General features: G+C 59.6%; 28 protein-coding genes. 16 read left to right on the top strand and 12 right to left on the bottom strand.

The features are described 5' to 3' along the window. Positions 1–44: 44 nt before the first annotated feature. Positions 45–3,389, bottom strand: coding sequence for a carbamoyl-phosphate synthase large subunit (gene carB, locus AC2FF8_RS05745; protein WP_496879155.1), 3,345 nt, complete (start codon positions 3,387–3,389; stop codon positions 45–47). 190 nt (positions 3,390–3,579) lie between these two features. Here carB and AC2FF8_RS05740 point away from each other — a divergent pair, with 190 nt between their 5' ends. The 4 genes from AC2FF8_RS05740 (at position 3,580) to aspS (ending at position 7,833) form a co-directional block, all read left to right on the top strand. After that, entirely contained in the window at positions 3,580–4,707 is a 1,128-nt protein-coding gene (locus AC2FF8_RS05740) for an aminodeoxychorismate synthase component I (RefSeq protein WP_496879154.1), read from the top strand. Next, complete coding sequence (locus tag AC2FF8_RS05735) at positions 4,662–5,309, top strand: aminotransferase class IV family protein (RefSeq protein WP_496879153.1); 648 nt, start codon at positions 4,662–4,664, stop codon at positions 5,307–5,309. Before AC2FF8_RS05740 ends, AC2FF8_RS05735 begins: the two co-directional genes overlap by 46 nt. Further along, positions 5,306–5,977, top strand: a complete 672-nt coding sequence (locus AC2FF8_RS05730) for a CPBP family intramembrane glutamic endopeptidase (RefSeq protein ID WP_496879152.1) — start codon at positions 5,306–5,308, stop codon at positions 5,975–5,977. Before AC2FF8_RS05735 ends, AC2FF8_RS05730 begins: the two co-directional genes overlap by 4 nt. A 77-nt stretch (positions 5,978–6,054) precedes the next feature. Continuing rightward, positions 6,055–7,833 (top strand): aspartate--tRNA ligase, encoded by a 1,779-nt coding sequence (aspS, locus tag AC2FF8_RS05725; protein ID WP_496879151.1) that lies wholly within the window; start codon positions 6,055–6,057, stop codon positions 7,831–7,833. Positions 7,834–8,005: 172 nt separating this feature from the next. Here aspS and AC2FF8_RS05720 read toward each other — a convergent pair whose 3' ends face one another. Beyond that, positions 8,006–8,725: a response regulator gene (locus tag AC2FF8_RS05720; protein ID WP_496879150.1), complete on the bottom strand. Its 720-nt coding sequence runs from the start codon at positions 8,723–8,725 to the stop codon at positions 8,006–8,008. Positions 8,726–8,861: 136 nt separating this feature from the next. On the opposite strand from AC2FF8_RS05720, the gene mce reads away from it, so the two are divergent. Both mce and AC2FF8_RS05710 read left to right on the top strand, forming a co-directional pair. After that, positions 8,862–9,266 carry a methylmalonyl-CoA epimerase gene (gene mce, locus AC2FF8_RS05715; protein WP_170346086.1) on the top strand — a complete coding sequence of 135 codons (405 nt, stop codon included), beginning with the start codon at positions 8,862–8,864 and terminating at the stop codon, positions 9,264–9,266. Positions 9,267–9,289: 23 nt separating this feature from the next. Further along, positions 9,290–9,562 (top strand): DUF1467 family protein, encoded by a 273-nt coding sequence (locus tag AC2FF8_RS05710; protein WP_117867937.1) that lies wholly within the window; start codon positions 9,290–9,292, stop codon positions 9,560–9,562. A gap of 6 nt (positions 9,563–9,568) precedes the next feature. Here the strand turns inward: AC2FF8_RS05710 and AC2FF8_RS05705 are convergent, their stop codons facing one another. Together AC2FF8_RS05705 and AC2FF8_RS05700 are read right to left on the bottom strand one after the other, a co-directional pair. Beyond that, positions 9,569–10,267, bottom strand: a complete 699-nt coding sequence (locus tag AC2FF8_RS05705) for an EI24 domain-containing protein (protein WP_496879149.1) — start codon at positions 10,265–10,267, stop codon at positions 9,569–9,571. After that, positions 10,264–10,842: a nitroreductase family protein gene (locus AC2FF8_RS05700; protein ID WP_496879148.1), complete on the bottom strand. Its 579-nt coding sequence runs from the start codon at positions 10,840–10,842 to the stop codon at positions 10,264–10,266. The genes AC2FF8_RS05705 and AC2FF8_RS05700 overlap by 4 nt, the downstream gene beginning before the upstream one ends. A gap of 135 nt (positions 10,843–10,977) precedes the next feature. Between AC2FF8_RS05700 and AC2FF8_RS05695 the strand changes: the two genes are divergently transcribed. After that, complete coding sequence (locus tag AC2FF8_RS05695) at positions 10,978–11,253, top strand: DUF167 domain-containing protein (RefSeq protein ID WP_496879147.1); 276 nt, start codon at positions 10,978–10,980, stop codon at positions 11,251–11,253. Here the strand turns inward: AC2FF8_RS05695 and AC2FF8_RS05690 are convergent. After that, the gene (locus AC2FF8_RS05690) at positions 11,241–11,489 is read right to left on the bottom strand and encodes a DUF8831 family protein (RefSeq protein WP_170346090.1); all 249 of its coding nucleotides are present in this window, start codon (positions 11,487–11,489) and stop codon (positions 11,241–11,243) included. The genes AC2FF8_RS05695 and AC2FF8_RS05690 overlap by 13 nt on opposite strands. Positions 11,490–11,609: 120 nt before the next feature. Between AC2FF8_RS05690 and AC2FF8_RS05685 the strand changes: the two genes are divergently transcribed. The 5 genes from AC2FF8_RS05685 to AC2FF8_RS05665 all read left to right on the top strand — a co-directional run bounded on the left by AC2FF8_RS05685 (position 11,610) and on the right by AC2FF8_RS05665 (position 13,547). Further along, on the top strand, positions 11,610–12,317 hold the full coding sequence (locus AC2FF8_RS05685) for a M48 family metallopeptidase (protein ID WP_496879146.1): 708 nt from the start codon (positions 11,610–11,612) through the stop codon (positions 12,315–12,317). Further along, positions 12,314–12,682 (top strand): YigZ family protein, encoded by a 369-nt coding sequence (locus AC2FF8_RS05680; protein ID WP_170346092.1) that lies wholly within the window; start codon positions 12,314–12,316, stop codon positions 12,680–12,682. The genes AC2FF8_RS05685 and AC2FF8_RS05680 overlap by 4 nt, the downstream gene beginning before the upstream one ends. A gap of 69 nt (positions 12,683–12,751) precedes the next feature. After that, on the top strand, positions 12,752–13,003 hold the full coding sequence (locus tag AC2FF8_RS05675) for a DUF6455 family protein (protein WP_117867945.1): 252 nt from the start codon (positions 12,752–12,754) through the stop codon (positions 13,001–13,003). 14 nt (positions 13,004–13,017) lie between these two features. Next, complete coding sequence (locus AC2FF8_RS05670; RefSeq protein ID WP_496879145.1) at positions 13,018–13,287, top strand: DUF6455 family protein; 270 nt, start codon at positions 13,018–13,020, stop codon at positions 13,285–13,287. After that, positions 13,287–13,547, top strand: coding sequence for a DUF6455 family protein (locus AC2FF8_RS05665; protein WP_496879144.1), 261 nt, complete (start codon positions 13,287–13,289; stop codon positions 13,545–13,547). The genes AC2FF8_RS05670 and AC2FF8_RS05665 overlap by 1 nt, the downstream gene beginning before the upstream one ends. Here the strand turns inward: AC2FF8_RS05665 and AC2FF8_RS05660 are convergent, their stop codons facing one another. Continuing rightward, positions 13,548–13,790 carry a CDGSH iron-sulfur domain-containing protein gene (locus tag AC2FF8_RS05660; protein ID WP_170346095.1) on the bottom strand — a complete coding sequence of 81 codons (243 nt, stop codon included), beginning with the start codon at positions 13,788–13,790 and terminating at the stop codon, positions 13,548–13,550. Between the two features lie 230 nt (positions 13,791–14,020). Here AC2FF8_RS05660 and AC2FF8_RS05655 point away from each other — a divergent pair, with 230 nt between their 5' ends. Then, entirely contained in the window at positions 14,021–14,209 is a 189-nt protein-coding gene (locus AC2FF8_RS05655) for a hypothetical protein (RefSeq protein ID WP_170346096.1), read from the top strand. Between the two features lie 133 nt (positions 14,210–14,342). Here the strand turns inward: AC2FF8_RS05655 and AC2FF8_RS05650 are convergent, their stop codons facing one another. Further along, entirely contained in the window at positions 14,343–14,702 is a 360-nt protein-coding gene (locus AC2FF8_RS05650) for a hypothetical protein (RefSeq protein ID WP_496879143.1), read from the bottom strand. A gap of 113 nt (positions 14,703–14,815) precedes the next feature. Continuing rightward, positions 14,816–16,204, bottom strand: coding sequence for a 30S ribosomal protein S12 methylthiotransferase RimO (gene rimO, locus AC2FF8_RS05645; RefSeq protein WP_496879142.1), 1,389 nt, complete (start codon positions 16,202–16,204; stop codon positions 14,816–14,818). Positions 16,205–16,298: 94 nt separating this feature from the next. On the opposite strand from rimO, the gene AC2FF8_RS05640 reads away from it, so the two are divergent. Then, positions 16,299–18,254, top strand: a complete 1,956-nt coding sequence (locus tag AC2FF8_RS05640) for an AsmA family protein (protein WP_496879141.1) — start codon at positions 16,299–16,301, stop codon at positions 18,252–18,254. 47 nt (positions 18,255–18,301) lie between these two features. Here AC2FF8_RS05640 and AC2FF8_RS05635 read toward each other — a convergent pair whose 3' ends face one another. From AC2FF8_RS05635 to AC2FF8_RS05620, 4 genes are read right to left on the bottom strand one after another with little or no spacing between them, the layout of a single operon-like run. Further along, positions 18,302–19,798: a phosphomannomutase/phosphoglucomutase gene (locus AC2FF8_RS05635; protein WP_257599252.1), complete on the bottom strand. Its 1,497-nt coding sequence runs from the start codon at positions 19,796–19,798 to the stop codon at positions 18,302–18,304. 15 nt (positions 19,799–19,813) lie between these two features. Continuing rightward, positions 19,814–20,647 (bottom strand): 3-deoxy-8-phosphooctulonate synthase, encoded by an 834-nt coding sequence (kdsA, locus tag AC2FF8_RS05630; RefSeq protein ID WP_257599251.1) that lies wholly within the window; start codon positions 20,645–20,647, stop codon positions 19,814–19,816. Between the two features lie 5 nt (positions 20,648–20,652). After that, positions 20,653–22,230: a KpsE/RkpR family capsule polysaccharide export protein gene (locus AC2FF8_RS05625; protein WP_170346102.1), complete on the bottom strand. Its 1,578-nt coding sequence runs from the start codon at positions 22,228–22,230 to the stop codon at positions 20,653–20,655. Further along, complete coding sequence (locus AC2FF8_RS05620; RefSeq protein WP_170346103.1) at positions 22,208–22,867, bottom strand: ABC transporter ATP-binding protein; 660 nt, start codon at positions 22,865–22,867, stop codon at positions 22,208–22,210. Before AC2FF8_RS05620 ends, AC2FF8_RS05625 begins: the two co-directional genes overlap by 23 nt. Positions 22,868–23,112: 245 nt before the next feature. On the opposite strand from AC2FF8_RS05620, the gene AC2FF8_RS05615 reads away from it, so the two are divergent. Together AC2FF8_RS05615 and AC2FF8_RS05610 are read left to right on the top strand one after the other, a co-directional pair. After that, positions 23,113–23,724 (top strand): uracil-DNA glycosylase family protein, encoded by a 612-nt coding sequence (locus AC2FF8_RS05615; RefSeq protein WP_496879140.1) that lies wholly within the window; start codon positions 23,113–23,115, stop codon positions 23,722–23,724. Continuing rightward, positions 23,717–24,505 (top strand): SseB family protein, encoded by a 789-nt coding sequence (locus AC2FF8_RS05610; protein WP_496879139.1) that lies wholly within the window; start codon positions 23,717–23,719, stop codon positions 24,503–24,505. The genes AC2FF8_RS05615 and AC2FF8_RS05610 overlap by 8 nt, the downstream gene beginning before the upstream one ends. Positions 24,506–24,563: the final 58 nt, after the last annotated feature.

The raw sequence follows: 24,563 nt of genomic DNA, 5'->3' as shown, positions 1-24,563 counted from the left end.
TCTGGAGCATATCCAGAGCTTCTTAACGCTGATAGCCACGGCGCTTATCCCTGTAGCGACTTCACCTCGACATCCTCTTCGGCCTGCGCCTTGATCGCCAGCGCGGCAGCGTGGCTTGCAGCGGCGGTGGTGTAGTATGGGATCTTGTCATAAAGCGCGATGGACCGGATGGCCTTGCTATCCTCGACCGCCTGCGCGCCTTCGGTGGTATTCATCAAAAGCTGCACCTGACCGTCTTTCAGCATGTCGACGACGTCCGGGCGGCCCTCATAGACCTTGTTGACCACGTCGCATGGAACACCCTGTTCCGCCAGCCAGCATTGCGTGCCGCGGGTGGCGACCAGCGTGAAGCCTTGTTCGACCAGAACCTGTGCGGCCTCGAGCATCGCCGCGCCCTTGTCGGCATCCTTGATCGAAATAAAGGCCCGGCCCGAGGTCGGCAGGACCATGCCCGCGCCCATCTGCGCCTTGAGGAAAGCGCGCGGGAAATCGCGGTCCCAGCCCATGACCTCGCCGGTCGAGCGCATTTCCGGACCCAGGATGGTATCGACGCCCGGGAAACGGGCGAAGGGCAGAACCGCCTCTTTCACCGAGAACCATGGCATATCAGGGTCGGCCAGCGTCATCTGATCGGCGATCTTGGTGTCGTCCACGGTCTTGTATGGCGGGCGCTGCGGAAAACTTGCCAGCTTTTCGCCCGCCATGACGCGCGCGGCGATGGACGCAATCGCACTGTCGGTGGCCTTTGCCACGAACGGCACGGTGCGCGAGGCGCGTGGGTTCACCTCGATCAGGTAGATCTCGTCATCCTTGATCGCGAACTGCACATTCATCAGGCCGACAACGTTCAAGGCCTTGGCCAGCTTGAACGTCTGATCCTTGATCTGCGCGATGATCTCTTTCGACAGCGAATAGGGCGGCAGCGAACAGGCCGAGTCGCCCGAATGCACGCCGGCCTCTTCGATATGCTGCATGATACCGGCCACATGCACGTCGGTGCCATCGCACAGCGCGTCCACGTCCAGCTCGACCGCGCCGGCCAGATAGCTGTCCAGCAGAACGGGGCTGTCGCCCGAGACCACCACGGCTTCGTTGATGTAGCGTCGCAACTGATCCATATCGCGCACGATCTCCATCGCGCGGCCACCCAGAACGTAGGAGGGGCGGATCACCAGCGGAAAGCCGATCTCTTCTGCAATCTCCAGCGCCTGAGCGTCGGTCGAGGCGATGCCGTTCTTGGGCTGTTTCAGCCCCAGCTCGTTGACCAGCGCCTGAAAACGTTCGCGGTCTTCGGCCAGGTCGATCGCGTCGGGCGTGGTGCCCAGGATCGGGATGCCCTCGGCCTCGAGCGCGTTGGCCAGTTTCAGCGGTGTCTGTCCACCGAACTGAACGATCACACCGTGAAGCGTGCCGTTTTCCTGTTCCTTCGTCAGGATTTCCATGACGTGTTCAAAGGTCAGCGGCTCGAAATACAAGCGATCCGAGGTGTCATAATCGGTCGAAACCGTCTCGGGGTTGCAGTTGATCATGATGGTTTCATACCCCGCTTCGGTCAGCGCGAAGCAGGCGTGGCAGCAGCAATAGTCGAACTCGATGCCCTGACCGATGCGGTTTGGGCCGCCGCCAAGAATGACGACCTTTTTGCGGTCGCTCGGGCGCGCCTCGCATTCGACCTCGCCCATCATGGGCGCTTCGTAGGTTGAATACATGTAAGGCGTCTGCGCCTCGAACTCGGCCGCGCAGGTGTCGATGCGTTTGAACACCGCTGAAACGCCCAGATTGCGGCGCGCACGGCGAACGTTGTCTTCGTCACGGCCCGTCAGCTTGCCCAGACGCGCGTCGGTAAAGCCCAGCATTTTCAGCTTGCGGATACCGTCCTCGGTGACGGGCAGGCCGTCTTTGCGTACCTGACGTTCGGCCTCGATGATCTCGCGGATGCGGGCCAGGAACCACGGGTCGAACTTGGTGACACCGAATATCTCGTCATCGGTCAGGCCATGGCGCATCGCCTGCGCAATGGTGCGCAGACGGTCCGGTGTCTGCTGGCTGATCGCCTTGATCACGGCGGCCTTGTCATCGGCTTCGTCCCACAGGCCCACGTTCAGGCCGGGGATTTCGACCTCATCAAAGCCGGTCAGGCCCGATTCCATCGACGCCAGCGCCTTTTGCATCGATTCGTGGATCGTGCGGCCGATCGACATCGCCTCGCCCACCGACTTCATCGCGGTGGTCAGGTAGGGTTCTGAACCGGGGAATTTCTCGAACGCGAATTTCGGAATCTTGGTGACGACATAATCGATGGTCGGCTCGAAGGATGCAGGCGTGACCTTGGTGATATCGTTGTCCAGCTCGTCCAGCGTGTAACCAACGGCCAGCTTGGCTGCGATCTTGGCAATCGGGAAACCGGTCGCTTTCGAGGCCAATGCAGAAGACCGGGACACGCGCGGGTTCATCTCGATCACGACCATCCGGCCATCATCGGGGTTGATCGCCCATTGCACGTTCGAACCACCGGTTTCGACGCCGATCTCGCGCAGAACGGCAATCGATCCGTTGCGCATGATCTGGTATTCCTTGTCGGTCAGCGTCAGGGCAGGGGCCACGGTGATCGAGTCACCTGTGTGCACGCCCATCGGATCGACGTTTTCGATGGAACAGACGATGATGGCGTTGTCAGCGGTGTCGCGCACCACCTCCATCTCGTATTCCTTCCAACCCAGCAGGCTTTCATCGACAAGGATCTGATTGACCGGCGAGGCATCCATGCCCGAGCGGCAGAAATGGATGTAATCCTCGCGGTTATAGGCCACACCGCCACCGGTGCCGCCCAGCGTAAAGGCGGGGCGGATGATGGCGGGCAGGCCGATTTCTTCCAGCTCATCAAGCGCCATCTGCACACCGGCATCCAGATCGGTGGTTCCGTCCTCGCGCTTGGGTGCGGTTACGATGGTCGCTTTCGGGTTTTCCAGCCCCAGCCGATCCATCGCCTCGCGGAACAGCTTGCGGTCCTCGGCCATTTCGATGGCCTCGCGCTTGGCGCCGATCATCTCGACGCCGAATTTCTCCAGCACGCCCATCTCTTCCAGTGCCAGCGAGGTGTTCAGGCCGGTCTGCCCGCCCATGGTCGGCAACAGGGCGTCGGGGCGTTCTTTTTCGATGATCTTGGCGACAACCTCGGGTGTGATCGGCTCGATATAGGTGGCGTCGGCCAAGCCGGGGTCGGTCATGATCGTCGCCGGGTTCGAGTTCACCAGAATAACCCGGTAACCTTCCTCGCGCAGGGCCTTGCAAGCCTGGGCGCCGGAATAGTCGAATTCACAGGCCTGACCGATAACAATGGGGCCCGCCCCAATGATCATGATCGACTGGATGTCGGTTCTTCTCGGCATGGCCTTGTTCCTTCGATTGTCCGCGAGGCATTTCAGCGAGTCGGGGCACCGCCCCAGCGCCCAAATTGTCCTGCGTTATAGGGACCGCGCGAAAAGGTGCAAGAGGTATCGGAAACAGGGGCGAAATTGCCGCTTTCCCCTCTTTCACTTGGCAGAGTATTCTCTATATGGCCCCTCACGGCAAATGAGGATGCAAGTGCGTATTCGTTTCGATCAGGGACCGGCTGGGCGAGGAGCCCGGTTTCAGCGTCCGTCTCAGGTGATCCGCGCGGATGTGGCGGAGGACGTGCCCCAGGCTCTGGCGGCGCTGGATGAGGCGCGCGCAGACGGTGCCTGGCTGGCAGGGTATGCCAGCTACGAACTGGGCTATGCGCTTGAACCCCGGCTCAACGGTCTTTTGCCGGAAGACCGCCGCCTGCCTTTGTTGTGCTTTGGGGTTTACGATGCGCCGGATCGGGTCGCCCTTCCGTCGCCTGCGGGTGAGGTGGGCGCATTCCGGCCCCGCTGGGATGAAGCGCGGTATGGCAAGGCCTTCAGGGCCGTGCATGACGCCATCGGTGCCGGTGACATCTATCAGGCCAACCTGACCTTTCCGATTGACCTGACCGTCTCGGGCAACAGCGAAACGCTCTATGCCGCGCTGGCGGCGGGGCAGCCAGTGGGCCACGGAGCACTGGTGCAGCAGGATGGGCTGCCCGATCTGCTCAGCCGCTCGCCGGAATTGTTTTTCCGAACGGATGAGGGTGGACGGATCGAAACCCGACCGATGAAGGGCACGCAACCGCGCAGTGAAGACCCGGATGAGGACGCGCGCCGCCGGGCTTTTCTGAGTGCGGACGAAAAGAACCGGGCCGAGAACCTGATGATTGTTGACCTGCTGCGCAACGACATCAGCCGTGTCGCGCTGCCCGGATCGGTTCATGTGCCCGAGCTGTTCCGGGTGGAAACCTATGCAACCGTTCATCAGATGGTCTCGCTGGTCCGGGCGCAGCTGCACAAATGCGTTGGGCTGGGTGAGATACTGACAGCACTGTTTCCCTGCGGGTCGATCACCGGAGCCCCCAAGATCCGCGCAATGGAAATTCTGGCGGAACTGGAGCCATGGGCGCGCGACATCTATTGCGGGACGATTGGTTGGGCCGCGCCGGATGGCCGGTCCGAGTTCAACGTGGCCATCCGCACCTTGATGCTTGAGGATGATCAGGCCACTCTGAACGTAGGCGGCGGTGTCGTTTGGGACAGCACCGCCCCGTCAGAGTATGAGGAGGCGTTATGGAAAGCCCGCTTCGCCCGCCAGCTGAACCTGATTTCAGCCTGATCGAGACACTGGCCTTCCGGCCGGATCAGGGCTTTGTCAGGCTGGACCGCCATCTTGCAAGAATGGCCCGCACTGCGCGGGTGTTCGAGATTCCTTTCAATCCGGATGAAGCGACCGCCCGGCTGAAAAGCGCCGCGTGTGACACCCCGCTGCGTTGCCGCCTTACGCTGGATGTGTCGGGCTCGATCGATCTGACAACCGGCGACCTGGTGGACAATCCCGGGATCTGGCGCGTCGCTCTGTCAGATCAGCGTCTGGCTTCGAATGACCTTTGGTTGCGTCACAAGACCACGCGCCGTGCGCTCTATGATTCCGCGCGCGCAGCGCTGCCCGAGGGGGTGGACGAGCTGTTGTTTCTGAATGAACTGGATGAGCTTTGTGAAGGCACCATCACGAACCTGTTTCTGGAAATGCCCGATGGTCGGGTTCTGACGCCCGCTTTGTCCTGTGGGCTCTTGCCGGGGATACTGCGCGAAGAACTGCTGGAAAACAAAGCGGTTGCCGAAGCCGTGCTGACCTTGACCGACCTGAAAAATGCGCAAACTGTGCGGATCGGAAATTCACTGCGCGGACTGATCGAGGTGGAGCTGATAGACAGGTGACAAAAAACAGCACGATGGTCGAACCGCCGGTTGCATTGCGACGGCTGCGGCTGGAATTTGGCATGTTCTATATCGGCTTCCCGTTGCTGATCGCTGTTCTCTTTCCACCGAACTGGATGTTTCCGGCCCTGTTTGCACTGACCGGGCTTGGTATCGTGCTGCTGCACCGGACGCCTGGGTTTCAATGGGCCGAGCTTCGTTACGGCTGGGCCAACTGGACCCTGCGCGAGTTGGCTCTGTTCTCTGCCATCGTTTCTGCCTTTTGCGTTGGGCTGATTCAGATCACGCGCCCGGAAGCCGCGTTCTTCCTGCTGACGCACCGCCCCGAAATGCTGGCGCTCATCTGGGTCGGCTACCCACTGTTGTCAGCGCTGCCACAAGAACTGCTGTTCCGCCCTTTGTTCTTTCGCCGCTATCACGCGATCCTGCCGGATGGGCGTGCGGCCTATCTGCTGAACGCGGCCATATTCTCGTTCGCACACCTTATGTACTGGAGCTGGATCGTCGCCCTGATGACATTTGTCGGCGGGCTACTGTTCACCTGGGCCTACCGTCAGCGCGGGTCATTCTTCTATGCGGTACTGCTGCACGCGATTGCCGGCAATATCATCTTTGCGGTGGGGCTGGGTGTCTATTTCTACTCAGGCAATGTGCAAAGGCCGTTTTGAAAGGGCGACCCGCCTTGACTTTCCGGGTCTGACAGGGTGTATCGGCGCGACGAATTCTGCGCCCGAAGGGATATTCCATGCACGCCTATCGCAGCCACACCTGCGCCGCCTTGACCGCCGCCAATGTTGGAGAAACCGTTCGCCTGTCCGGTTGGGTGCATCGGGTTCGAGATCATGGGGGCGTGCTGTTCATCGACCTGCGCGACCATTTCGGCGTAACCCAGGTCCTGTGCGACGGCGACAGCGCCGCCTTTGCCGAGCTTGAAAAAGTGCGGTCCGAATGGTGCATCCGCATCGATGGCACCGTCAAAGCCCGTGACCCGGACCTGGTGAACCCGAAACTGCCCACCGGCGAGATCGAAGTTTATGTACGCGAGCTGGAAGTTCTGGGGGCCGCCGACGAATTGCCGCTGATGGTCTTCGGCGATCAGGAATACCCCGAGGAAACCCGCCTGCGCTATCGTTATCTGGACCTGCGCCGCGAGGCGATGCAGCGGAACATGACCCTGCGCTCGGACGTGGTTGCGTCCATGCGCAAACGTATGTGGGATCAGGGCTTTCGCGAATACCAGACGCCGATCATCACCGCCTCGTCGCCCGAAGGCGCGCGCGACTTTCTGGTGCCTTCGCGCCTGCATCCGGGCAAATTCTATGCGTTGCCGCAAGCCCCGCAGCAGTTCAAGCAGCTGATCATGGTGTCGGGCTTCGACAAGTATTTCCAGATCGCGCCCTGCTTTCGCGACGAAGACCCGCGCGCCGACCGCTCGCCCACCGATTTCTACCAGCTGGACCTCGAGATGTCCTTTGTCGAACAGCAGGACGTGTTCGACGTCATTCAACCCGTTCTGACCGGCGTGTTCGAAGAATTTGGCGGCGGGCGCAAGGTTGATCAGGACTGGCCGCAAATTTCCTACAAGGACGCGGCGCTGTGGTATGGCACCGACAAGCCAGATCTGCGGAACCCCATCAAGATGCAGGTGGTTTCCGAGCATTTCCGCGGTTCCGGTTTCGCGATCTTCGCGAAGCTGCTTGAACAGGAAGGCACCGAGATTCGGGCGATCCCCGCGCCAGGCGGCGGCAGCCGAAAGTTCTGCGACCGCATGAACGCCTTTGCCCAGAAAGAGGGTCTGCCGGGGATGGGCTATATCTTCTGGCGCGATCAGGGTGAGGGGATGGAGGCTGCGGGACCGCTGGCCAAGAACATCGGCCCCGAACGCACCGAGGCAATCCGTCAGCAACTGGGTCTGGGCGTTGGCGATGCAGCGTTCTTCCTGGGCGGCAAGCCAAAAGCCTTTGAAAAGGTTGCCGGTAAGGCGCGTGACGTGATCGGTGAGGAATTGAATCTGACCGAAAAAGACCGTTTTGCCTTTGCCTGGATCGTGGACTTCCCGATCTATGAACAGGACGAAGAAACCGGCGCCATCGACTTTGAACACAACCCTTTCTCGATGCCGCAGGGCGGTATGGAGGCGTTGCAGGGCAACCCGCTGGATGTGCGCGGCTACCAGTATGATCTGGCGTGTAACGGGTACGAGCTGGTTTCAGGCGCGATCCGGAACCACAAGCCGGAAATCATGCTGGAGGCCTTTGAACTGGCAGGCTATGGCGAGGATGAAGTAAAATCCCGCTTTGGTGCCCTGTTCAATGCCTTCCACTACGGCGCCCCGCCACACGGTGGATGTGCGGCTGGTATCGACCGGATCGTGATGCTGTTGGCAGATGAGGCCAATATCCGCGAAGTCATGATGTTCCCGATGAACCAGCGTGCCGAAGACTTGATGATGGACGCACCTTCGGATCCGACCTCGGATCAGTTGATGGAATTGGGTCTTCGCATTATCCCTCAGGACCAGTAAAAAAATCCGCCCGCTTGTCGCGGGCGGTTTTTTTCACGCAGGCTGCGTGTGTCAGTCCAGTGGGTTTTTCAGATTGTCTCGATTGACGCGTATGGAACGCGCGGCATGCCGTGTTTGGCGGTACAGCCAGATGCACAGAAGGGTCGCAGTGATGAAATAGGCTGTCACCATTTCAAATCGCCTCTCGCTGTTCCAGTCGGTTCTGCACCATCCCGGCAATCTGCGCTGCCTGCGCCATGATCGGCGTCCCGTTTGCGCGTGACAATGCCAGCTTTCGCGCGGCTTCCGCCAGGGGCCTGTCATTTGCCTCGCGCGCGACGCCGTGCAGGAACTGAGCGGCGTAGTCCAAGGCACGATGATCGTTGGGACCTGCGAGCACATCGGCGATATGGGCCATGTCGTCCTGATAGGCCAGAGGGTCCGGGCGGATGATTTCATCGCGCACGGCATGAAGCCCGCTGGGCCGCCGATCCTCCGGCAGGCGTTCCAGAATGGATTTCTGAAAATGAGACATTGATTTTAGCGGCTTGGACAAAAACCCATCCGCGCCGGCCGCAAGAGCCATGTCTTCGCTGCCGTCATCGCCCGACAGGCCCATGATGACACTGATACGGGGCGTGGCCTCGGCCAATTCGGCGATCAGGTCGGCACCGGATCCGTCCGGCAGGCCCATATCGACCAGAATGACCGAAGGCCGATAGATCTGTAGATGCCTTCGGGCCGATTTCAGGCAATCCGCACGGCGAATGCGCGCGCCGCTGTGCAGGCACATCAGGCGGATGGCATCGCAAGCGTACCGGCTGTCTTCGACAACCAGTATGGTCTGACCCAGCAAGGGTCGAGTCGCGGTGGGCGCGGCGGTTGTGGTGGCAAGTAGGCCCGAATCGTCCATGGCAGCTCTCCTATGCAGCAGATGCTTCACGCTAGGAACTTCTGGCTAACACGACGTTAACGCGCGATTTGGCGCACTTGTCCTTTGGCGGGGCAGCCCCCATAACCCATGCAACGCAGGACAGCAGGAGTGAGACATGATTGGACGTCTGAACCACGTCGCCATCGCCGTACCGGATCTTGAGGCGGCGTCCGAGCAATACCGCAACGCGCTGGGCGCCAAAGTCGGCGCGCCGCAGGACGAGCCGGATCACGGTGTCACGGTCGTGTTCATCGAACTGCCCAACACCAAGATCGAACTTCTGTATCCGCTGGGTGATGACAGCCCGATCAACGGGTTTTTGGAAAAGAACCCGGCCGGCGGTATCCACCATGTATGTTACGAGGTCGAGGATATCATCGCGGCCCGTGATCATCTGAAAGCAACCGGAGCCCGCGTTCTGGGATCAGGTGAGCCCAAGATCGGTGCGCATGGAAAACCGGTTCTGTTTCTGCACCCCAAGGATTTCAACGGCTGCCTGGTCGAGCTGGAGCAGGTATAACCCCCAGCCCCGGAGGGCCCGAAATGACCATTACTGCCGCGCTGGTGTTGTTCGCCGTCATCTGGTTCATGACGTTGTTGGTGGTGCTGCCCATTCGCATCAAAACCCAGGGCGATCTGGGTGACATCGTTCCCGGCACGCATGCGGGCGCGCCGGAAGTGCATCACATGAAAAGAAAGATGTGGATCACCACCGGTATCTCTGTGGTTCTGTGGGCGATCATCGCCGGGATCATCCTGTCGGGCGTGATCTCGGTGCGGGATTTCGACTGGCTGAACCAACTGGAGCCAAGATAATCCCCGTCAGGCCTTTTGGCCCGACACGGCGTGATAGATATGGGTGAACGTGGCTGCCCCGATGATCGGGATCACCAGGTTCACCAGCGGCACTGAAAGCGGAATAGCCATCAAGGTGCCCGCCACCCAGATCGTTGTCGAGTGTTTGGACCGCAGCTTGCGTGCCCCGTCGCGCCCGATTCTTCGCATCGCAGCCAGGGTGAAATATTCCCTCCCCAGCAAGAACCCGTTCATCGCCCAAAAGATGAAAGGCGCAAGCGGGGTGAAAATTGCGTACAGGATCAGCGCCAGCAGGTTTGCCACAATCAGAACACCAAGAAAGCTGAGACCGTCCATTACCGCCTCTGAGACCGGGATACGCCGAGCGGGCGGCAACGCCGGAAAATGTTTGTCCTCAACCGCCTGTGCCACCTCGTCCAGAAAGATCGAGGTGATGGCCGATGCGACCGGCACCATCAGAAAAACGGGCAGGATCAGGACGAGCACGATACCGGAATAGTTCAGAACGTCGTTCAGCCACGGGACAGCCCCCACGAACGGCAATGAGATTTCGCTGCCCGACAACCAGTTGATCAACCAGATTGCGCCTGCACAGGCGAGAACCAGCAGCAGAATGGTCAGGCCCACGCCGCGCAGCAAAACGGCACGGAACTTGGGATCTCCGGTCTGGCCAAGTGCGCTGAAAAAGGCGTTCAGGATGATCATTCCGAAACCCACTCTGTCAACGCGGCCACATCGGGCCGGGGGCGTTCCGGCGGGGTCGCGCCCTCGGTGGCGATATGAATCAACCCGGCCACGCGTTCATTTTCGGCCAGCCCGAAAGCATCGACACAGAACGCGCGATCATGTGTTTGCCAGCCCGACAGCCAATTGGCGCCCCAGCCCGCAGCCAGCGCGGCATTCAGCAGCGCCAGACAGACCGCGCCAGCAGAGTAGGATTGTTCGATCGCTGGGATCTTTTCGAATTGCTTGCGAACCTCGATGACCGCGACGGCCAGATGCCCCATATCGAACTGGCTGCGCGCCTTGGCGATGTCTTCCGGGCTTTTGTTCAGCCTTTTCCCGCAGGCCTCGGTCAGGGTCGCCAGACGTGGCATCGCGCCCTTTTCCAGAACGATGAATCGCCAGGGCTCCAGTTTGCCGTGATCGGGGCTGCGGGCGGCGGCCGTCAGCAATGGCAGCAACTCCTCCCGGGTTGGGGCCGGAGCAACCAGTGTCTTGGCCGGCCGGGACCGGCGCGACTGCAAAAACTCCAGAGCGGCGGGGTTTTTCAGGGACATATGTTAACTTCCTTTACATCACGACTCTGTATCTTGGTCGGTATCCTGTCCGTTTCAAGGGCACGCCAATGGATTGCGTGGATCAATTTCATTACGACGAGCTTCGTGCAAGACTTTGAGAAAGAAGAGGAGACAATGGCGAAATCCAAGCTGCGTGATCTGCCGGATCTCAGCGCGATGGCGCAGGCCGGGGCCGTGTTCCAATTGAAGGTGACGCCCAAGGCGACCCGCGATCGGGTGAGCGTCGAAGACGGGCAGATCAAGGTATTCGTTACGGCCCCGCCGGAAAGCGGCAAGGCCAACAGGGCCGTGCAGTTGCTGCTTGCAGAATGTCTTGGCGTCGCGCCCTCGACCCTGACGCTGAAGCAGGGGCAATCCGCACGGATCAAGCTGTTTGCCTATGACCCCTGAGGCCCGGTTTCGCGAATTTGATAAACACCTTCGGGCAGATCCAGCGCGGCCGCCAGATCCCGCACCTGCTCGGGTGACAAAGTGATCTTCTGTATTTGATCGGTGCGGGGATCAAGTTGTTCCAGCGTGACGCATTCCGCGAAATTGTTGATCACCACATCTTCCTGCAAAGGTTGTTCACCTTCGTCCACAAGCGTAATGACCGTCGAGTCGAATTCATGCTCAATCGTAAACATGAGGCCAGAGTGCAAGCCGCCGAGGCGCAATGCAAGCCGTTCGTTGAACCGGCAGTGTGGTTTCGCCGGCACGGGCGTACTATGTTGAAATCACGGCCATTCGGTCTCAAAGGATATGACATGCGCATTTGGTTTGTTTTATTGCTGTCCCTGCTGCTTGCGGCGTGTGGAGAGGGGGCCTTGCGCGTCCAGCCCGCCGAGGAATGGCTGGGGGATGAGCCAGAGGCAGAACCGATGGTGCAGACCTTTCGCGAGGTCAGCCGGGCGATCGGGGCAGAAGCCCGCAGACAGTGTCTGAAACAGACGACCGGGCAGAATTGCGACTTTCGGATTCTTGTCGACCTGAACCCTCGGGCTTCGGTCAATGCATTCCAGACGCTGGATGAAAACAAGCAGCCGGTGATCATATTCACCCGCTCGATGATCGAATCCACCAAGAACGCGGATGAACTGGCGTTTGTCATGGGGCATGAAGCAGCCCACCACGTGTTGGGGCACATCGCCAGGCAGAGTGAAATCGCCAGCGCCAGCGCGGCCGAGTTCGGGCGGGTGGCAGAGTTGCGCGGCGGGGACGCCGCCGCCATTGAAGAGGCGCAAAAGCTGGGCGCGCAGGTCGGCGTTCAGGCTTATGTGAAAGACTTTGAGCTGGAGGCAGACCAGTTGGGAACCATCATCACCTATAACGCGGGATACAATCCGTTGGTTGGGGCAAAATTCTTTGATCGGATCCCGGATCCCGGTGACAGGTTTTTGGGAACCCACCCGCCGAATGCTCAACGCGTTCAGATCGTGCTGGAGACAGCAGAGCAACTGGGTCTGTCCCAATGACCGCGCTTACGTGTCTGGGTGTCGTCCTGACGGATCGCGGCTCGAAATACGCGGTTTCAGGCGCGCAGGTCACGACGCGGGCTGAAATCGACGCCGTTCTGGAGGATTTGAAATCCGACAAGAGCTATGCCAAGGCCACCCATAACACCTGGGCTGCGGCTTTGCCGACCGGCGCGTTGAAGGCCGATGACGGGGAAAGCGGCGCGGGTATGGTGATCCTTCGGATGATCGAACGCGCCGGGTTGAAAAACCACGTAATTGTCGTGACGCGCTGGTATGGCGGCAAGAAACTGGGCGGGGATCGCTTTCGCCGTGTTCAGGATGCCACGCGGGCCTATCTGGATCACATCGGCATCCAATCTTGACCTGAGTCAATGTTTGCCCTCGCGGATGCGCTACCCTTTGGACACAGCGTGAAAGCGAGAGGAAACAGCATGCCTACCCAAGAGACCCTGCGGCTGCATGCCGGATTGGTGGACGATATGGCCAGAATGCTGGACATTGATCTTGAGGAAGCCGCCATTGATGGCTCCGTTTCCGTGGACCAGATATCTGACGCTGTTTTGCGCTGTACCGACTGCCCGAACCCGGATCACTGCAAGAGTTTGCTGAACAATCCCGGTTCTGCTCGGCGTACGCCCGAATACTGCCGAAACCAGGAATTGCTCGACAATCTCCTGCCTTGACATACGGGTGTGCCATGACACGTCTGGGCGAAATCATGACCCATCTGCGTTTGGTGTTGCGCATGGGGCAGGCAACCGGAGCCAATTTGGCCGCGGCCTATCGGAGCGGTCATCTGAAACAGGAAGAATGGGCTGAAATCGTGCAGCAGTGCCGCGGCTGTTCCTGGGCCAAGGACTGCCCGGAATGGTTGGAACGGCGCGAACAGGTTGAACAGGCACCGTCGACATGCCCGAATCGCACGTTTTTTGCCGCTCTCAAAGCCAAGCAGAAGGAGCACGCTTGATGTCTCAGGTCGCGTTGGGGGAAATCGAAAAGCATTTCTGGCTTACACGCTCGGTTTCGCGCTGTATGGGCATTTCCATGACCGAAGTGATGGCCGAAGGACGCCTTTCGCCGGAACAATACGCCGAGCTTGTCACGCGGTGCCGCGTTGCCGGATGTGATGTGCAATGCGAGTATTGGCTTGCCCGGCAACAGGGCACAGCGGCCACGGCCCCGGATTTTTGCCCGAATGCCGAGGTATTGAATGGGTTGAAAACCTGATCAAAGCCCGTTGTGCGTTCCGTCGCACAAAGGCGGTTTCGAACTGTGTTTGCACCCACAGAAGAAAACCTTCTTACTGTCTTCCGCTGTATATTTCACAGGCTCAAATCCGGTGCCTTTGTGCGAGCCGTCGCAAAACGGCTGGCGGCCGGATTTTCCGCACGCACACCAGAAATAGGTTTTTCCCTGAACGACCTCGACCGGAAAGGGCGATTTCCGGGCAATGATGGGTGCGTTTGACATGTGGCTTCTCCGTCTTTTGGCTGAATGTGCTGAAACAGTTTAGGGCGTCGCAGTCAGAAGGATAGGTTTGACGCCGCAAGGAACGTCATTGCGCCATTGGATTGGCATGGATTCGCTGTGACTCACGAAGTCGTGATCGATTCAGTTGCCAGATAGTCGTTCAACCCGTATTCTGAACCCGGCCCCGAAAAGCTGGGCAATATCAGAAAAGTAATAAAGGATTGACGGACATGAAACTGAAACTCGCCGCCGTTGGCGCATTTGCACTGATCCTGACTGCCTGTGCGCAGCAGGAAGAACCGACACCTGTTTACGTTCAGCCCAGCTATGACAAAGCCGGCACGCCCAGCTGCCCGGGTGGCTATGAACTTGCCACAACCGAAGCAGGCCAGACGGTCTGTAATCCGGTTACTCAGTAAGCCATTCGCAGGCGGCCCGGACGCGGACCGCCTGCACCCTTTCGGGAACGACCGCCGCCATTCGTGGCGGTTTTTTCTTGCCTGCTTTTTTGCGGCTGTCGGCAAGTGCTTTGTCGCGGTGTGCGACCCCTGTTTAGTGCCTTTTGAAGCCGTAGGAATGCTTGAATTTGAATGATTTGTATTTGTGACGCTTGACCGCCCCATAGGGGATATGCCCGAGGACACGCCATTTGGGGGCGGTGTATCGATAAACCGTGGTCGGTTTTTTGATATGCGCCTTGGGGTGCTTGGCGTGTGACTTGGCTTTCGGGGCCACGTAATACCGGTTTATCTTGTGACGGCCGTTTTTGTGAAAGCTCAGATTTTTGCCGCCGACCACAATAAATCCGGCAGAGCCGACCTGTGTGGGCTGGGCGTAACCGGGGGTGGCCACGAAATGCGCAGCGATCAGGAATATCACACCCTTCCGGCCAAGCTTGAAGATATGAGACATGAAAACCCCCGTGATTGGCTTTCAGTCCAAGATCGGGTCTGACCGCGTGTTCGGCCAGTAAACTCGGTTCACGCTTTGCCCATATGCCGTGTGCTCGACCGCGGTGTCAGACCTTAGACGGGCTTACCCCACAAATCGTATTCTCCGGCCTCGTCCACTTCGACCGTGACGATGTCACCGGGCCTGAGGTTTTTGAACCCTTCATCGATGAACAGGTTGCCGTCGATCTCGGGCGCGTCTGCCTTGGTGCGGCAGGTGGCGGCCTCGTCGTCGACCTCGTCCACGATCACCTCAAGCGTCTGTCCGACCTTCGCCTGCAACTTGGCCTCCGAGATCGCTTGAGCCTTTTCCATGAAGCGATCCCAGCGCTCCTGCTTGATTTCGGCCGGGACGTGATCGGGCAGGTCGTTCGAGCGCGCGCCATCCACGTTTTCATACTGAAAACACCCGACACGATCCAGTTGTGCCTCGTCCATCCAGTCCAGCAGGGTCTGGAATTCGGCTTCGGTCTCGCCCGGATAGCCGACGATAAAGGTCGATCGCAGGGTGATACCCGGGCAGATCGCGCGCCAGGCCTTGATTTCATCCAGCGTTCTGGCCGACGCGGCCGGGCGTGCCATGCGTTTCAGAACGTCCGGGTGGGCGTGTTGAAACGGGATATCCAGATAAGGCAGCACGTTGCACCCGGCATCCGCCATCAGCGGAATCAGGTCCCGCACATGCGGATAGGGATACACATAGTGCAGCCGCACCCAGGCATCCAACTGCCCCAGTTCACGCGCCAGATCGGTGATATGGCTGCGTACTTCACCGTCTTTCCAAGGGTTCACATCGTATTTGCGGTCCAGCCCATAGGCCGAGGTGTCCTGCGAAATCACCAGCAATTCACGCACGCCATTGTCGACCAGCTTTTCCGCCTCGCGCAGAACCGCATGCGCGGGGCGGCTGGCCAGCTTTCCGCGCATGTCGGGGATGATGCAGAACTTGCACTTGTGGTTGCAGCCCTCGGAAATTTTCAGATAGCTGTAGTGGCGCGGCGTCAACTGAACGCTGCTGGCGGGTAACAGGTCCACGAACGGATCAGGATCGGGGGGCACAGCGGCATGCACCGCATCCAGCACCTGCTCGTATTGGTGCGGGCCGGTGACAGCCATGATGCGGGGGTGATGCTCGCGAATGTAATCCGGTTCTGCGCCCAGACAGCCGGTTACGATGACCTTGCCGTTTTCCACCAGCGCCTCTCCGATCGCGTCCAGCGATTCCGCCTTGGCGCTGTCAAGGAACCCGCAGGTGTTCACAATGACGGCATCGGCCCCGGCATAATCTGGCGAAATGCCGTATCCTTCGGCACGCAGCCGGGTCAGAATGCGTTCACTGTCGACCAACGCCTTTGGGCAGCCCAAGGACACCATACCGATGGTCGGCTGGTTTGATTGGGGCGTCTCGGTGATCCGGGCAGCAGGCGCCAGGTCGGGGCGGAGGTTTGGCGGGTTCGTCGTCATGCGCGGCATATAGTGGGGAAAGCTTCCCCTTGCAAATGTGACGTGTGATTTGAATGATCACGGCAATGACAAGCCAAAAGGCGGAGAGCAGACTATGAAATGGCTGATGCGCATCCTGTTTATTGTTGTGGCCGTGGTCGCGTTGATCATCGGCGCGCTGTTGCTGATGCCGGGGGAGAAGCTTGCCGCGATTCTGGCCGAGCAGGTCAAGGCCCAGACCGGGAGGGATCTGACACTGACCGGCGATGTGCGCATATCCTTCTGGCCGGTGGTCGGGATGGAGACCGGGCCGGTGCGTTTCGGCAACGCAAGCTGGGCCGGACCGGAGCCGATGCTTAGTGGGGAAAGCCTGGCCGTCGGGGTGGACGCTGCCGGGCTGTTGAACGGGGATCTGCGGATCAAACGTGTTTTTGCAGACAATCCCGTGTTGCGGTTGGAACGATCCGATGGGCGCGGCAATTGGGAATTGAGCACCCCAACAACAGCGACAACTGCGGCCACGACCGGGGGCACCACGCCCGCTGAGCCCTCGGGGCAGGTCACGCTGGATCAACTGGAGCTGACAAATGCACGGCTGATTTACGTGGAAAATGGCGTCACGCAGATGGACTTCTCGGGCGTGACACTATCTGCAAGCTGGCCCGAGGTGATGGCCCCGTTGGTGATGCAGGCCGCCATGCCAGTGCCCGGAGGTGCGGTTCAGGTTGATCTGAAAATCCCGGATTTACCGGCTTTTGCGGCCGGGTCAGTGACTGATCTGGAACTGGCTTTGACGGCTCCGGGCGGCGAGATCGGATTTGAAGGACGCGTCAATCTTACGGGTGAAATGGATGGAACCATCAAGGTCGTGACGCGGGACACTGAAAGAATGCTTGCCGCCTTCGGTCAGGCTGGCACATCTGTACCGCCCGGATTGGGCAAAATCGCCGACATTTCAGCGAATATGACGTATACGCAGGACGGGCGGATTTCCATGCGGAACATGGTTGCGCAATTGGATGACAACCGGTTCGTGGGTGAGGCGGATATCACCATCTCGGACCCGCCGCGTATCGTGGCCCGTCTGGATGCCGGTGATCTGGATCTGTCGCGGATTTCCGAAACGGGTTCTGCCCCAAGCGGCACGTCTCAGGCAAACGCTCCTGCACCTGAGGGGTGGTCGAAGGACCCTATCGACGCGTCCGCTCTGGCCTTGGCGAACGGTAAGATTCGCCTGACGGCCAACTCGATCGCCGTGCCCGGAATGACGTTCGGCAAAAGTGACCTGACCCTGTCGCTGGATCGGTCGCGGGCCGTTCTGGACATGCACCCGGCCACGCTGTTTTCGGGGCAACTGAAGGGTCAGGTGGTTGCCAACAACCGCAACGGCCTGTCTGTCGGCGGCAACGTGACCGCCACCGGGATCGATCTGGAACAGGCACTGACCACGATGGCCGGGGTCAAACGCCTGTCGGGAACCGCCGCGGGAGCATTTGAGTTTCTGGGCGTTGGTCAGTCCGAGGATCAGATCATGCGGTCCCTCAGCGGCAAGGGAAACCTGGATGTCGGTCCCGGAGTGATTTCCGGGCTCGATCTGGACCGGTTGATGGGGCAGGGCACCGGATCAGGCGGAACCACCGTGTTCAACAGCCTGACGGCCAGTTTCACCATCGATCAGGGCGTGTTGACGAACAGTGATCTGCTCATGTCACTGAAGAACTTCCGAGCAGATGGCACCGGCACCGTGGATCTGGGGGCTCGCAACATCGACTATCTGTTCACGCCCGTGGCGTTGCGTGCCAATTCCGGGCAGGGGATATCGGTTCCCGTTCACATCAAAGGCCCCTGGAGCGACCCGTCGATCAAGCCGGACCTGACCAAGGTGATCGAGGCGGCCGCGGATGTGAAGGTCAAGGAACTGGAAGACGACGCCAAGCAGAAGGTTTTTGATAAGGTCGGCAACGAATTGGATACGACGATCACCGACAGTGATCAGATCGAAGACGCCATCAAGAACAAGCTTGAAGAAGAGGCCAAGAAAGGTCTGCTCAAATTATTCGGCGGCGACTGAGCAACCATCGTGCTTGGGGCATCGGGATATGCCCCAAGCAGTTGTGTTCAGATGGTTTGGTCGTAATCGCCGACACCGGGCTCGGTTCGGATGACGGCATCAATGTCCGCGAAGATGGCGCGCATCTCAGCCTCGCTTTCGCTGCTTTCACAGACAACGACCAGATTGGGGGTATTGGACGAAGCCCGCACCAGACCCCAGCTGCCGTTGTCCAGAATCACACGTGCGCCGTTCACCGTGACCACTTCCTTGATTGCGCGGCCAGCGAGTGTTTCGCCCGCATCTCCCTTGGCGACCAACTTGTCGACCAGCCGCTGAAGGATATCATATTTCTCGGTATCAGCGGCGTGGGGTGACATCGTGGGTGTGGACCAGGTCTTGGGCAGGGCCTTGCGCAGGTCCGACATGCTCTGATCCGGGTTGCGGTCCATCAGCTTGCAGATTTCGACTGCGACACGCATCCCGCAGTCGTATCCACGCCCGATCGGTTCGGCCAAAAAGTAGTGGCCTGATTTTTCGAACCCGGCCAGTGCACCGATTTCCTTGACCCGACGCTTCATGTGGCTGTGGCCGGTCTTCCAGTAATCGGCTTTGACACCCAGGGCCTGCAACTCGGGATCGCTGGCGAACAGACCGGTGGATTTCACATCCGCGACAAATGTCGATCCGGGGTGAAGCTTGGCCAGATCACGCGCCATGATGACGCCAACCTTGTCGGCAAAGATCTCCTCGCCCTCGTCATCGACGACGCCGCAGCGGTCTCCGTCACCGTCAAACCCCAGCGCCAGATCGGCACCGCTGGATTTCACGGTGGCGGCCATGTCGTGCAGCATCTCCATGGCTTCTGGGTTCGGGTTGTAGTTGGGGAACGTATAGTCCAGACGGTTATGGCTGGGTACGACCTCAACCCCGATCCGCTCGAAAATCTCGGGCGCAAAGGCCGAAGCCGTGCCGTTGCCCGTTGCGCAGACCACTTTGAGCGGGCGGGACATTTTGAAATCGCCGACCAGGTCGTCGATATAGGCCTCTTTGACGCCATCGACGAACTCGTAAGAGCCGCCTTCGCGCGTGACGCTTTCGCCGTTCAGTACGATGTCACGCAGTTCCGACATCTCATCCGGGCCATGGGTCAGCGGACGCTCAAAACCCATTTTGACCCCGGTCCAGCCGTTGGGATTGTGGCTGGCGGTGACCATCGCCACCGCCGGCACATCCAGATGGAACTGTGCGAAGTATGCCATGGGGCTGAGCGCAGGGCCGATGTCTTTGACACGGATACCAGCCTGTATCAGGCCCAGCATCAGGGCATTTTTGATCGCCAATGAATAATCGCGATAATCGTTGCCGACAGCAATTACAGGCTCGATCCCGCGCCTGTGCATCTGCGTGCCAAGCCCCAGCCCAAGCGCGGTCATGCCGGGCAGGTTGATCTCTTCGGGATATTTCCAGCGGGCGTCGTATTCACGGAACCCGGTGGGCGTGATCATCGCGTCGCGCAGAAAGTTCCAGCTGTTGGGCGTTACCTCGGTGAGGGGTTTGGTCATAACAAGTCTCAATCGTTAAATCTGTATCGGATTCGCTTTGGCAAGCGCATCAAATCGCATCAATGTGTCAACAAGTTGGGGCATCTGGTCGAGGGGGATCATATTTGGCCCGTCCGATGGGGCCGAGTCCGGGTCCTGATGGGTTTCGATGAACACGGCCCCAACACCCAGAGAAACCGCGGCGCGGGCCATTACCGGTGCAAATTCGCGCTGCCCGCCCGAAGACCCGCCCTTGCCTCCGGGTTGCTGCACGGAATGGGTGGCGTCCATCACCACCGGATACCCGGTTTTCGCCATTTGGGGCAGCGCGCGCATGTCGGCGACAAGCGTGTTGTAGCCAAATGAGGTGCCACGCTCGGTCAGCAGGATATTCTGATTTCCGGTGCTTTCGATTTTATCGACGATGTTGGTCATTTCCCAAGGTGCAAGGAATTGCCCCTTTTTCACATTGACCGCTTTGCCGGTGTTGCCTGCCGCCAGCAGCATGTCGGTCTGACGGCACAGGAATGCCGGAATTTGCAGAACGTCCACCGCCTCGGCGGCGATGGCGCATTGCGCTTCGGTATGAACATCGGTCAGAACCGGGATGCCCATCGTCTTGCGGATGTCGCTTAGCACCTTCAGCCCCGCATCGATGCCCATGCCACGCTTGCCCGACAGGGATGTCCGGTTCGCCTTGTCATAAGACGCCTTGAAGACGTATTGCGCCCCGGCGGCGTCGCAGGCTTCTTTCATCTTGCCCGCAATCATCTGCGCGTGGTCTGCGGTTTCAAGCTGACATGGCCCAGCTATGATGGTCAGCGGAAGGTCGTTGCCGACTGTCAAGTCGGAGATTTTAACATGTTTCATGAGTTTTATGAGGATACCTGTTCACGAAGGACCGACGCGGTAAGCGAGATCATCAGGTAGATACCAGCAAACAACAGGAATGCCAAAATCGTATTTTCGAACTTGCGCGGATAGCTGGGTTCCTGACTGGGAACCGGGTTGACCGACACGGTCAGATAGCGCACCTGCCGGTTGGCTTCGGACCGGGTCGCTTCCATTTGCTGCATTGCCGTTTGCAGCATCATGTCACGCGCCGCCAGGTCCGCCTGCGCGATCTGGATGCGCACGCTCAACCGCGCCAGCGAGTTTTCGCCGTCCGAGGCATCCTGCATCTCGGCATTCAGTTCTTTGAGAACCTTTTCCAGACGGGCGATATCTGCCTTGACGCCATCAACCTTTGCCTTGTTCGGGCGCAGGTTGTCCTGAAGCGCGGCGAGCTCAAGCTCTTTGTCCTGAACCAGTATTTCGATTTCGTTGATGCGGGCACGCAGGCTGGCAATGACGTTTTCGGGGTCAAGAACCGCGCCCTGAAGCTGAAGCTCGATCAACTCTTCCTGAGCCTGCCTGCGCGCTTCCTGCGCCGCTTCGAAGCTTTGCAGTGCGTCGCGCATCTGGTCTTCGCGTTTTTTCCCGGACAAGGCGTTCACCCTGTCTTCTGCGTAAGAGATCAGGCGCTCGGAAAACTCGGTCGATGTCTGCGCGTCGGGGGCGGCAACCTCCATCCGAATGACCCCTTCGGTCGGGTCATAGCCGATGGTGATCATGCGTTTGAACAGCTTATAGGCGTCTTCAAGCGAGGCGTCTGGCGCCAGTCTTTGAATCGGGTCGATCCATTCCTGCTTGAAGACATCGGAAAACCCGGCATCCCGATCCAGCAACAGCAAAGCTTCTTTCGATTCCAAAAAAGACTGAACCGAGATCGAGTCCTGCGTGGTGGCGAATTGCGTGCCGGCGAGCAGACCGCCGACACTGCCCGGTCCACCATCAGCTTGCAGGATCAGGAATTCGGAATCGCTGGCATACATCGGCGTGGCGATGCGGTAGAAATAGAAGCCGACAATGAAGGTCGGCAGGAACACAAAGGCCGCCAGACGCGCAAACAGTCCAAACAGTTTACGCTTGCGACGGCGTGCGATGTCTTTTTGGATTTGGCTGATTTCATAATTGCGCCGCTCAGCCGGGCTGAGCTCGGGCCCGGGCAGGTTCGTTTTCTCGGCGCCCATGGGCTGCGGCAGTTGAACGTTGATCCTGTCCTTGGGTTTGTCACCCCCGTTCGATGGTTTTGCGGCAGCAAGGTCCAGCAGATTGGTGCGCTGGAAGGGGTCGATGCCCTTTTTGCGCAGCAACCGCACCGCGTCATAATCCGACGTCGCGGCCAGACCGTGTTTCTGCGCCAGACGTCGTGCGATACGCAATTGACGGCCCGTCAGGCCTTCGCGCTTGATGTCATCCAGCTGCGTCCCGGGCTGTGCTTCGCCGGCGGCCGCAGGGCCTTGCGTCGCGTTGCGAATACGCGAGATGGCGTCCGATCGCGCCTCGGCCGAGCTTTCCGTCTGACGTCCGCGGCGCCAATTGTATTTTCTAACCTTGGGTTTCGTAGTCATACAGCTGCTTCGCCTCTTCCAAGGAGTCAAATATATACAATTGCCCGTCCAGAAGTACGGCCGCTTTCTGGGCGAATTTCTCCAACACGGACGGGCTGTGCGATACGATCACCAAAGTCGTCGTGCGCAATCTTTCCTTCAGGATCGCCCCAGCCTTTTCGTTGAATTCGACATCTGTTGTCGCCGGCATCCCTTCGTCGATGAGATACATGTCAAAGTCCAGCGCCAGCATCAAAGAAAAGGTGAAGCGCGCCCTCATCCCAGAGGAGTAAGTGGCAAGGGGCTGGTCGAAATATTCGCCCAGACCGCAGAGCCATTTGCAATAGGCCTCGATGTAATCGGGGTCCATACCGTAGATCTTGGCGATGTAGCGCGCGTTCTCAAGCGCTGACAGTTTTCCCGACACGCCACCGGTGAACCCCATGGGGAAGGAAACCCGGCATTCGCGGCGGACCACGCCCTCGTCGGGTTTTTCCAGACCGGCCATCATGTTGATCAGCGTGGTTTTTCCGGTTCCGTTCGGGGCCAGAACGCCCAGTGAGGTGCCCAGTTCGACCCGAAACGAGACCCGATCCAGAATCACCTTGCGGCGCGTTCCGGTCCAGAAGGATTTGCTGACGTTGTCGAATTCTAGCATTCGCGGTCTGCTGCTCGTTTTGGTCGTTTGTCGCACTTGCGGGCGGCCAGAAAAGGTATTTTTACCGGCCCATGTTGGCTACATTATGTCGAATTATGAAACAAATGATCAATGCGTCCCGGTTGCGCGCATGAATGCGTCCCGGTTGCGCGCATGAATGTCTGGTCGGGTGCAGCAAGGGATTCCATTCACTTGGTGCTGCGTTCGGTCGTTATTATCTGTTTTGGCAGCCAACAACAGACTGGATGGACAGGGACCGTCACGATCAGATGAACGCGTTACGTCAGGAAATCCGCGCTTGCCGCTTGTGTGCCGACAGGTTCGCGCAAACAGAAACCGCACACGAGCCGCGCCCGGTGGTCTGGTTCCGCCCCGGAACGCCAATCCTTGTCGCGGGGCAGGCACCGGGCGCCCGTGTGCACGAGTCGGGGCGGCCCTTCACCGACCCGTCCGGCGACAGGCTGCGGCACTGGCTGGGGATTGATGAGTCGGTTTTTTACGACCGCGACCGTGTTTCGATCGTGCCGATGGCGTTCTGCTTTCCGGGGTATGATGCGCGCAATGCTGATCTTCCTCCACCTGCGATGTGCCGCAAGACCTGGCATGACCGAGTGATGCAGGACCTGGGGCGTGTGCCGCTGACCGTGCTGGTCGGAGGTCACGCGCACAAGTTTCATCTTGGCGCGCGCGGGTCGGTGACGGACACCGTTCGCAACTGGCGGGACCATGCGCCGCGGGTCTTTGCCTTGCCTCACCCGTCCTGGCGCAATACGGCATGGTTGAAGAAAAACCCGTGGTTCGAGGCCGAACTGCTGCCTGTTTTGCGTGCACGGGTCCAAGAGGTGCTGAATGACTGACTCCACGGCGTTGGACACCGCGCATGCCGCGATGCAGGCGGACCCGACAAGTGATGCCGCCCGTCTGCGTTTCTTTGAACGGCTTGCGGATAGCGAGCTGTTTCTGATGCTGACCGAAGAAGCGCGGGACCAGAATATCTCGCCCGAAGTGTTCGATGTGGCTGACGGGCGCTTTGTTCTTGCCTTTGATCGTGAGGACCGGCTGGCGCAGTTTGCCGGGCGGCCCGTGCCGTATGTGGCGCTGTCGGGGCGGGTGCTTTCGGGGATGCTGCCGGGACAGGGCATCGGGCTTGGTCTGAACCTTGAGACGGCGCCATCTTCCATGCTGATTCCGGTGGAAGCACTGGAATGGTTGGCTGAAACGTTGCAGCACAGCCCGCAAGAGGTCGAGGAAGAGCTTGCCGAGTTTTTGCCGCCCGCTGGCCTGCCGCAGAACCTGCTGACCGCGCTGGATGCAAAACTGGCGACGGCAGGCGGACTTGCCAGCGCGGCTTATCTGGTTGCCACCAAGTCCAAATCGGGCGCGCAGGGCCATCTGTTGGGATTTGTCGATGCGATCGAGGGGGCCGAGCCCGCTTTGGCCAAGGCCGCGTCCGAGGCGCTGACCTTTTCCGGGATCGAGGCAGGCGCGATGGATGTCGGGTTTTTCACCGCAAGCGAGGCCGCCGCCGCGCTGTTGGCCAAGGTGGGCCTTCGGTTTGATCTGCCCCAGCCGCAAGTTGCCGATACGGTCCGTGAAGCCCCCGGCAGCAACCCGGACAACCCACCCATTCTGAAATAACCATCCAAACGCAAACACGCGGCGCAAGCTGCACCGCGTGTTGTTGCATTGGGGTTTG

It is taken from the genome of Ruegeria sp. YTSA144, from assembly GCF_059610125.1.
This window is presented reverse-complemented; position numbering and strand designations above follow the sequence as displayed.

Bases quoted from the DNA above. Each gene is read 5' to 3' on its own strand.
- carB (WP_496879155.1), bottom strand. From the start codon at position 3,389: ATGCCGAGAAGAACCGACATCCAGTCGATCATGATCATTGGGGCGGGC.
- AC2FF8_RS05740 (WP_496879154.1), top strand. From the start codon at position 3,580: ATGCAAGTGCGTATTCGTTTCGATCAGGGACCGGCTGGGCGAGGAGCC.
- AC2FF8_RS05735 (WP_496879153.1), top strand. From the start codon at position 4,662: ATGGAAAGCCCGCTTCGCCCGCCAGCTGAACCTGATTTCAGCCTGATC.
- aspS (WP_496879151.1), top strand. From the start codon at position 6,055: ATGCACGCCTATCGCAGCCACACCTGCGCCGCCTTGACCGCCGCCAAT.
- AC2FF8_RS05720 (WP_496879150.1), bottom strand. From the start codon at position 8,725: ATGGACGATTCGGGCCTACTTGCCACCACAACCGCCGCGCCCACCGCG.
- mce (WP_170346086.1), top strand. From the start codon at position 8,862: ATGATTGGACGTCTGAACCACGTCGCCATCGCCGTACCGGATCTTGAG.
- AC2FF8_RS05710 (WP_117867937.1), top strand. From the start codon at position 9,290: ATGACCATTACTGCCGCGCTGGTGTTGTTCGCCGTCATCTGGTTCATG.
- AC2FF8_RS05705 (WP_496879149.1), bottom strand. From the start codon at position 10,267: ATGATCATCCTGAACGCCTTTTTCAGCGCACTTGGCCAGACCGGAGAT.
- AC2FF8_RS05700 (WP_496879148.1), bottom strand. From the start codon at position 10,842: ATGTCCCTGAAAAACCCCGCCGCTCTGGAGTTTTTGCAGTCGCGCCGG.
- AC2FF8_RS05695 (WP_496879147.1), top strand. From the start codon at position 10,978: ATGGCGAAATCCAAGCTGCGTGATCTGCCGGATCTCAGCGCGATGGCG.
- AC2FF8_RS05690 (WP_170346090.1), bottom strand. From the start codon at position 11,489: ATGTTTACGATTGAGCATGAATTCGACTCGACGGTCATTACGCTTGTG.
- AC2FF8_RS05685 (WP_496879146.1), top strand. From the start codon at position 11,610: ATGCGCATTTGGTTTGTTTTATTGCTGTCCCTGCTGCTTGCGGCGTGT.
- AC2FF8_RS05680 (WP_170346092.1), top strand. From the start codon at position 12,314: ATGACCGCGCTTACGTGTCTGGGTGTCGTCCTGACGGATCGCGGCTCG.
- AC2FF8_RS05675 (WP_117867945.1), top strand. From the start codon at position 12,752: ATGCCTACCCAAGAGACCCTGCGGCTGCATGCCGGATTGGTGGACGAT.
- AC2FF8_RS05670 (WP_496879145.1), top strand. From the start codon at position 13,018: ATGACACGTCTGGGCGAAATCATGACCCATCTGCGTTTGGTGTTGCGC.
- AC2FF8_RS05665 (WP_496879144.1), top strand. From the start codon at position 13,287: ATGTCTCAGGTCGCGTTGGGGGAAATCGAAAAGCATTTCTGGCTTACA.
- AC2FF8_RS05660 (WP_170346095.1), bottom strand. From the start codon at position 13,790: ATGTCAAACGCACCCATCATTGCCCGGAAATCGCCCTTTCCGGTCGAG.
- AC2FF8_RS05655 (WP_170346096.1), top strand. From the start codon at position 14,021: ATGAAACTGAAACTCGCCGCCGTTGGCGCATTTGCACTGATCCTGACT.
- AC2FF8_RS05650 (WP_496879143.1), bottom strand. From the start codon at position 14,702: ATGTCTCATATCTTCAAGCTTGGCCGGAAGGGTGTGATATTCCTGATC.
- rimO (WP_496879142.1), bottom strand. From the start codon at position 16,204: ATGACGACGAACCCGCCAAACCTCCGCCCCGACCTGGCGCCTGCTGCC.
- AC2FF8_RS05640 (WP_496879141.1), top strand. From the start codon at position 16,299: ATGAAATGGCTGATGCGCATCCTGTTTATTGTTGTGGCCGTGGTCGCG.
- AC2FF8_RS05635 (WP_257599252.1), bottom strand. From the start codon at position 19,798: ATGACCAAACCCCTCACCGAGGTAACGCCCAACAGCTGGAACTTTCTG.
- kdsA (WP_257599251.1), bottom strand. From the start codon at position 20,647: ATGAAACATGTTAAAATCTCCGACTTGACAGTCGGCAACGACCTTCCG.
- AC2FF8_RS05625 (WP_170346102.1), bottom strand. From the start codon at position 22,230: ATGACTACGAAACCCAAGGTTAGAAAATACAATTGGCGCCGCGGACGT.
- AC2FF8_RS05620 (WP_170346103.1), bottom strand. From the start codon at position 22,867: ATGCTAGAATTCGACAACGTCAGCAAATCCTTCTGGACCGGAACGCGC.
- AC2FF8_RS05615 (WP_496879140.1), top strand. From the start codon at position 23,113: ATGGACAGGGACCGTCACGATCAGATGAACGCGTTACGTCAGGAAATC.
- AC2FF8_RS05610 (WP_496879139.1), top strand. From the start codon at position 23,717: ATGACTGACTCCACGGCGTTGGACACCGCGCATGCCGCGATGCAGGCG.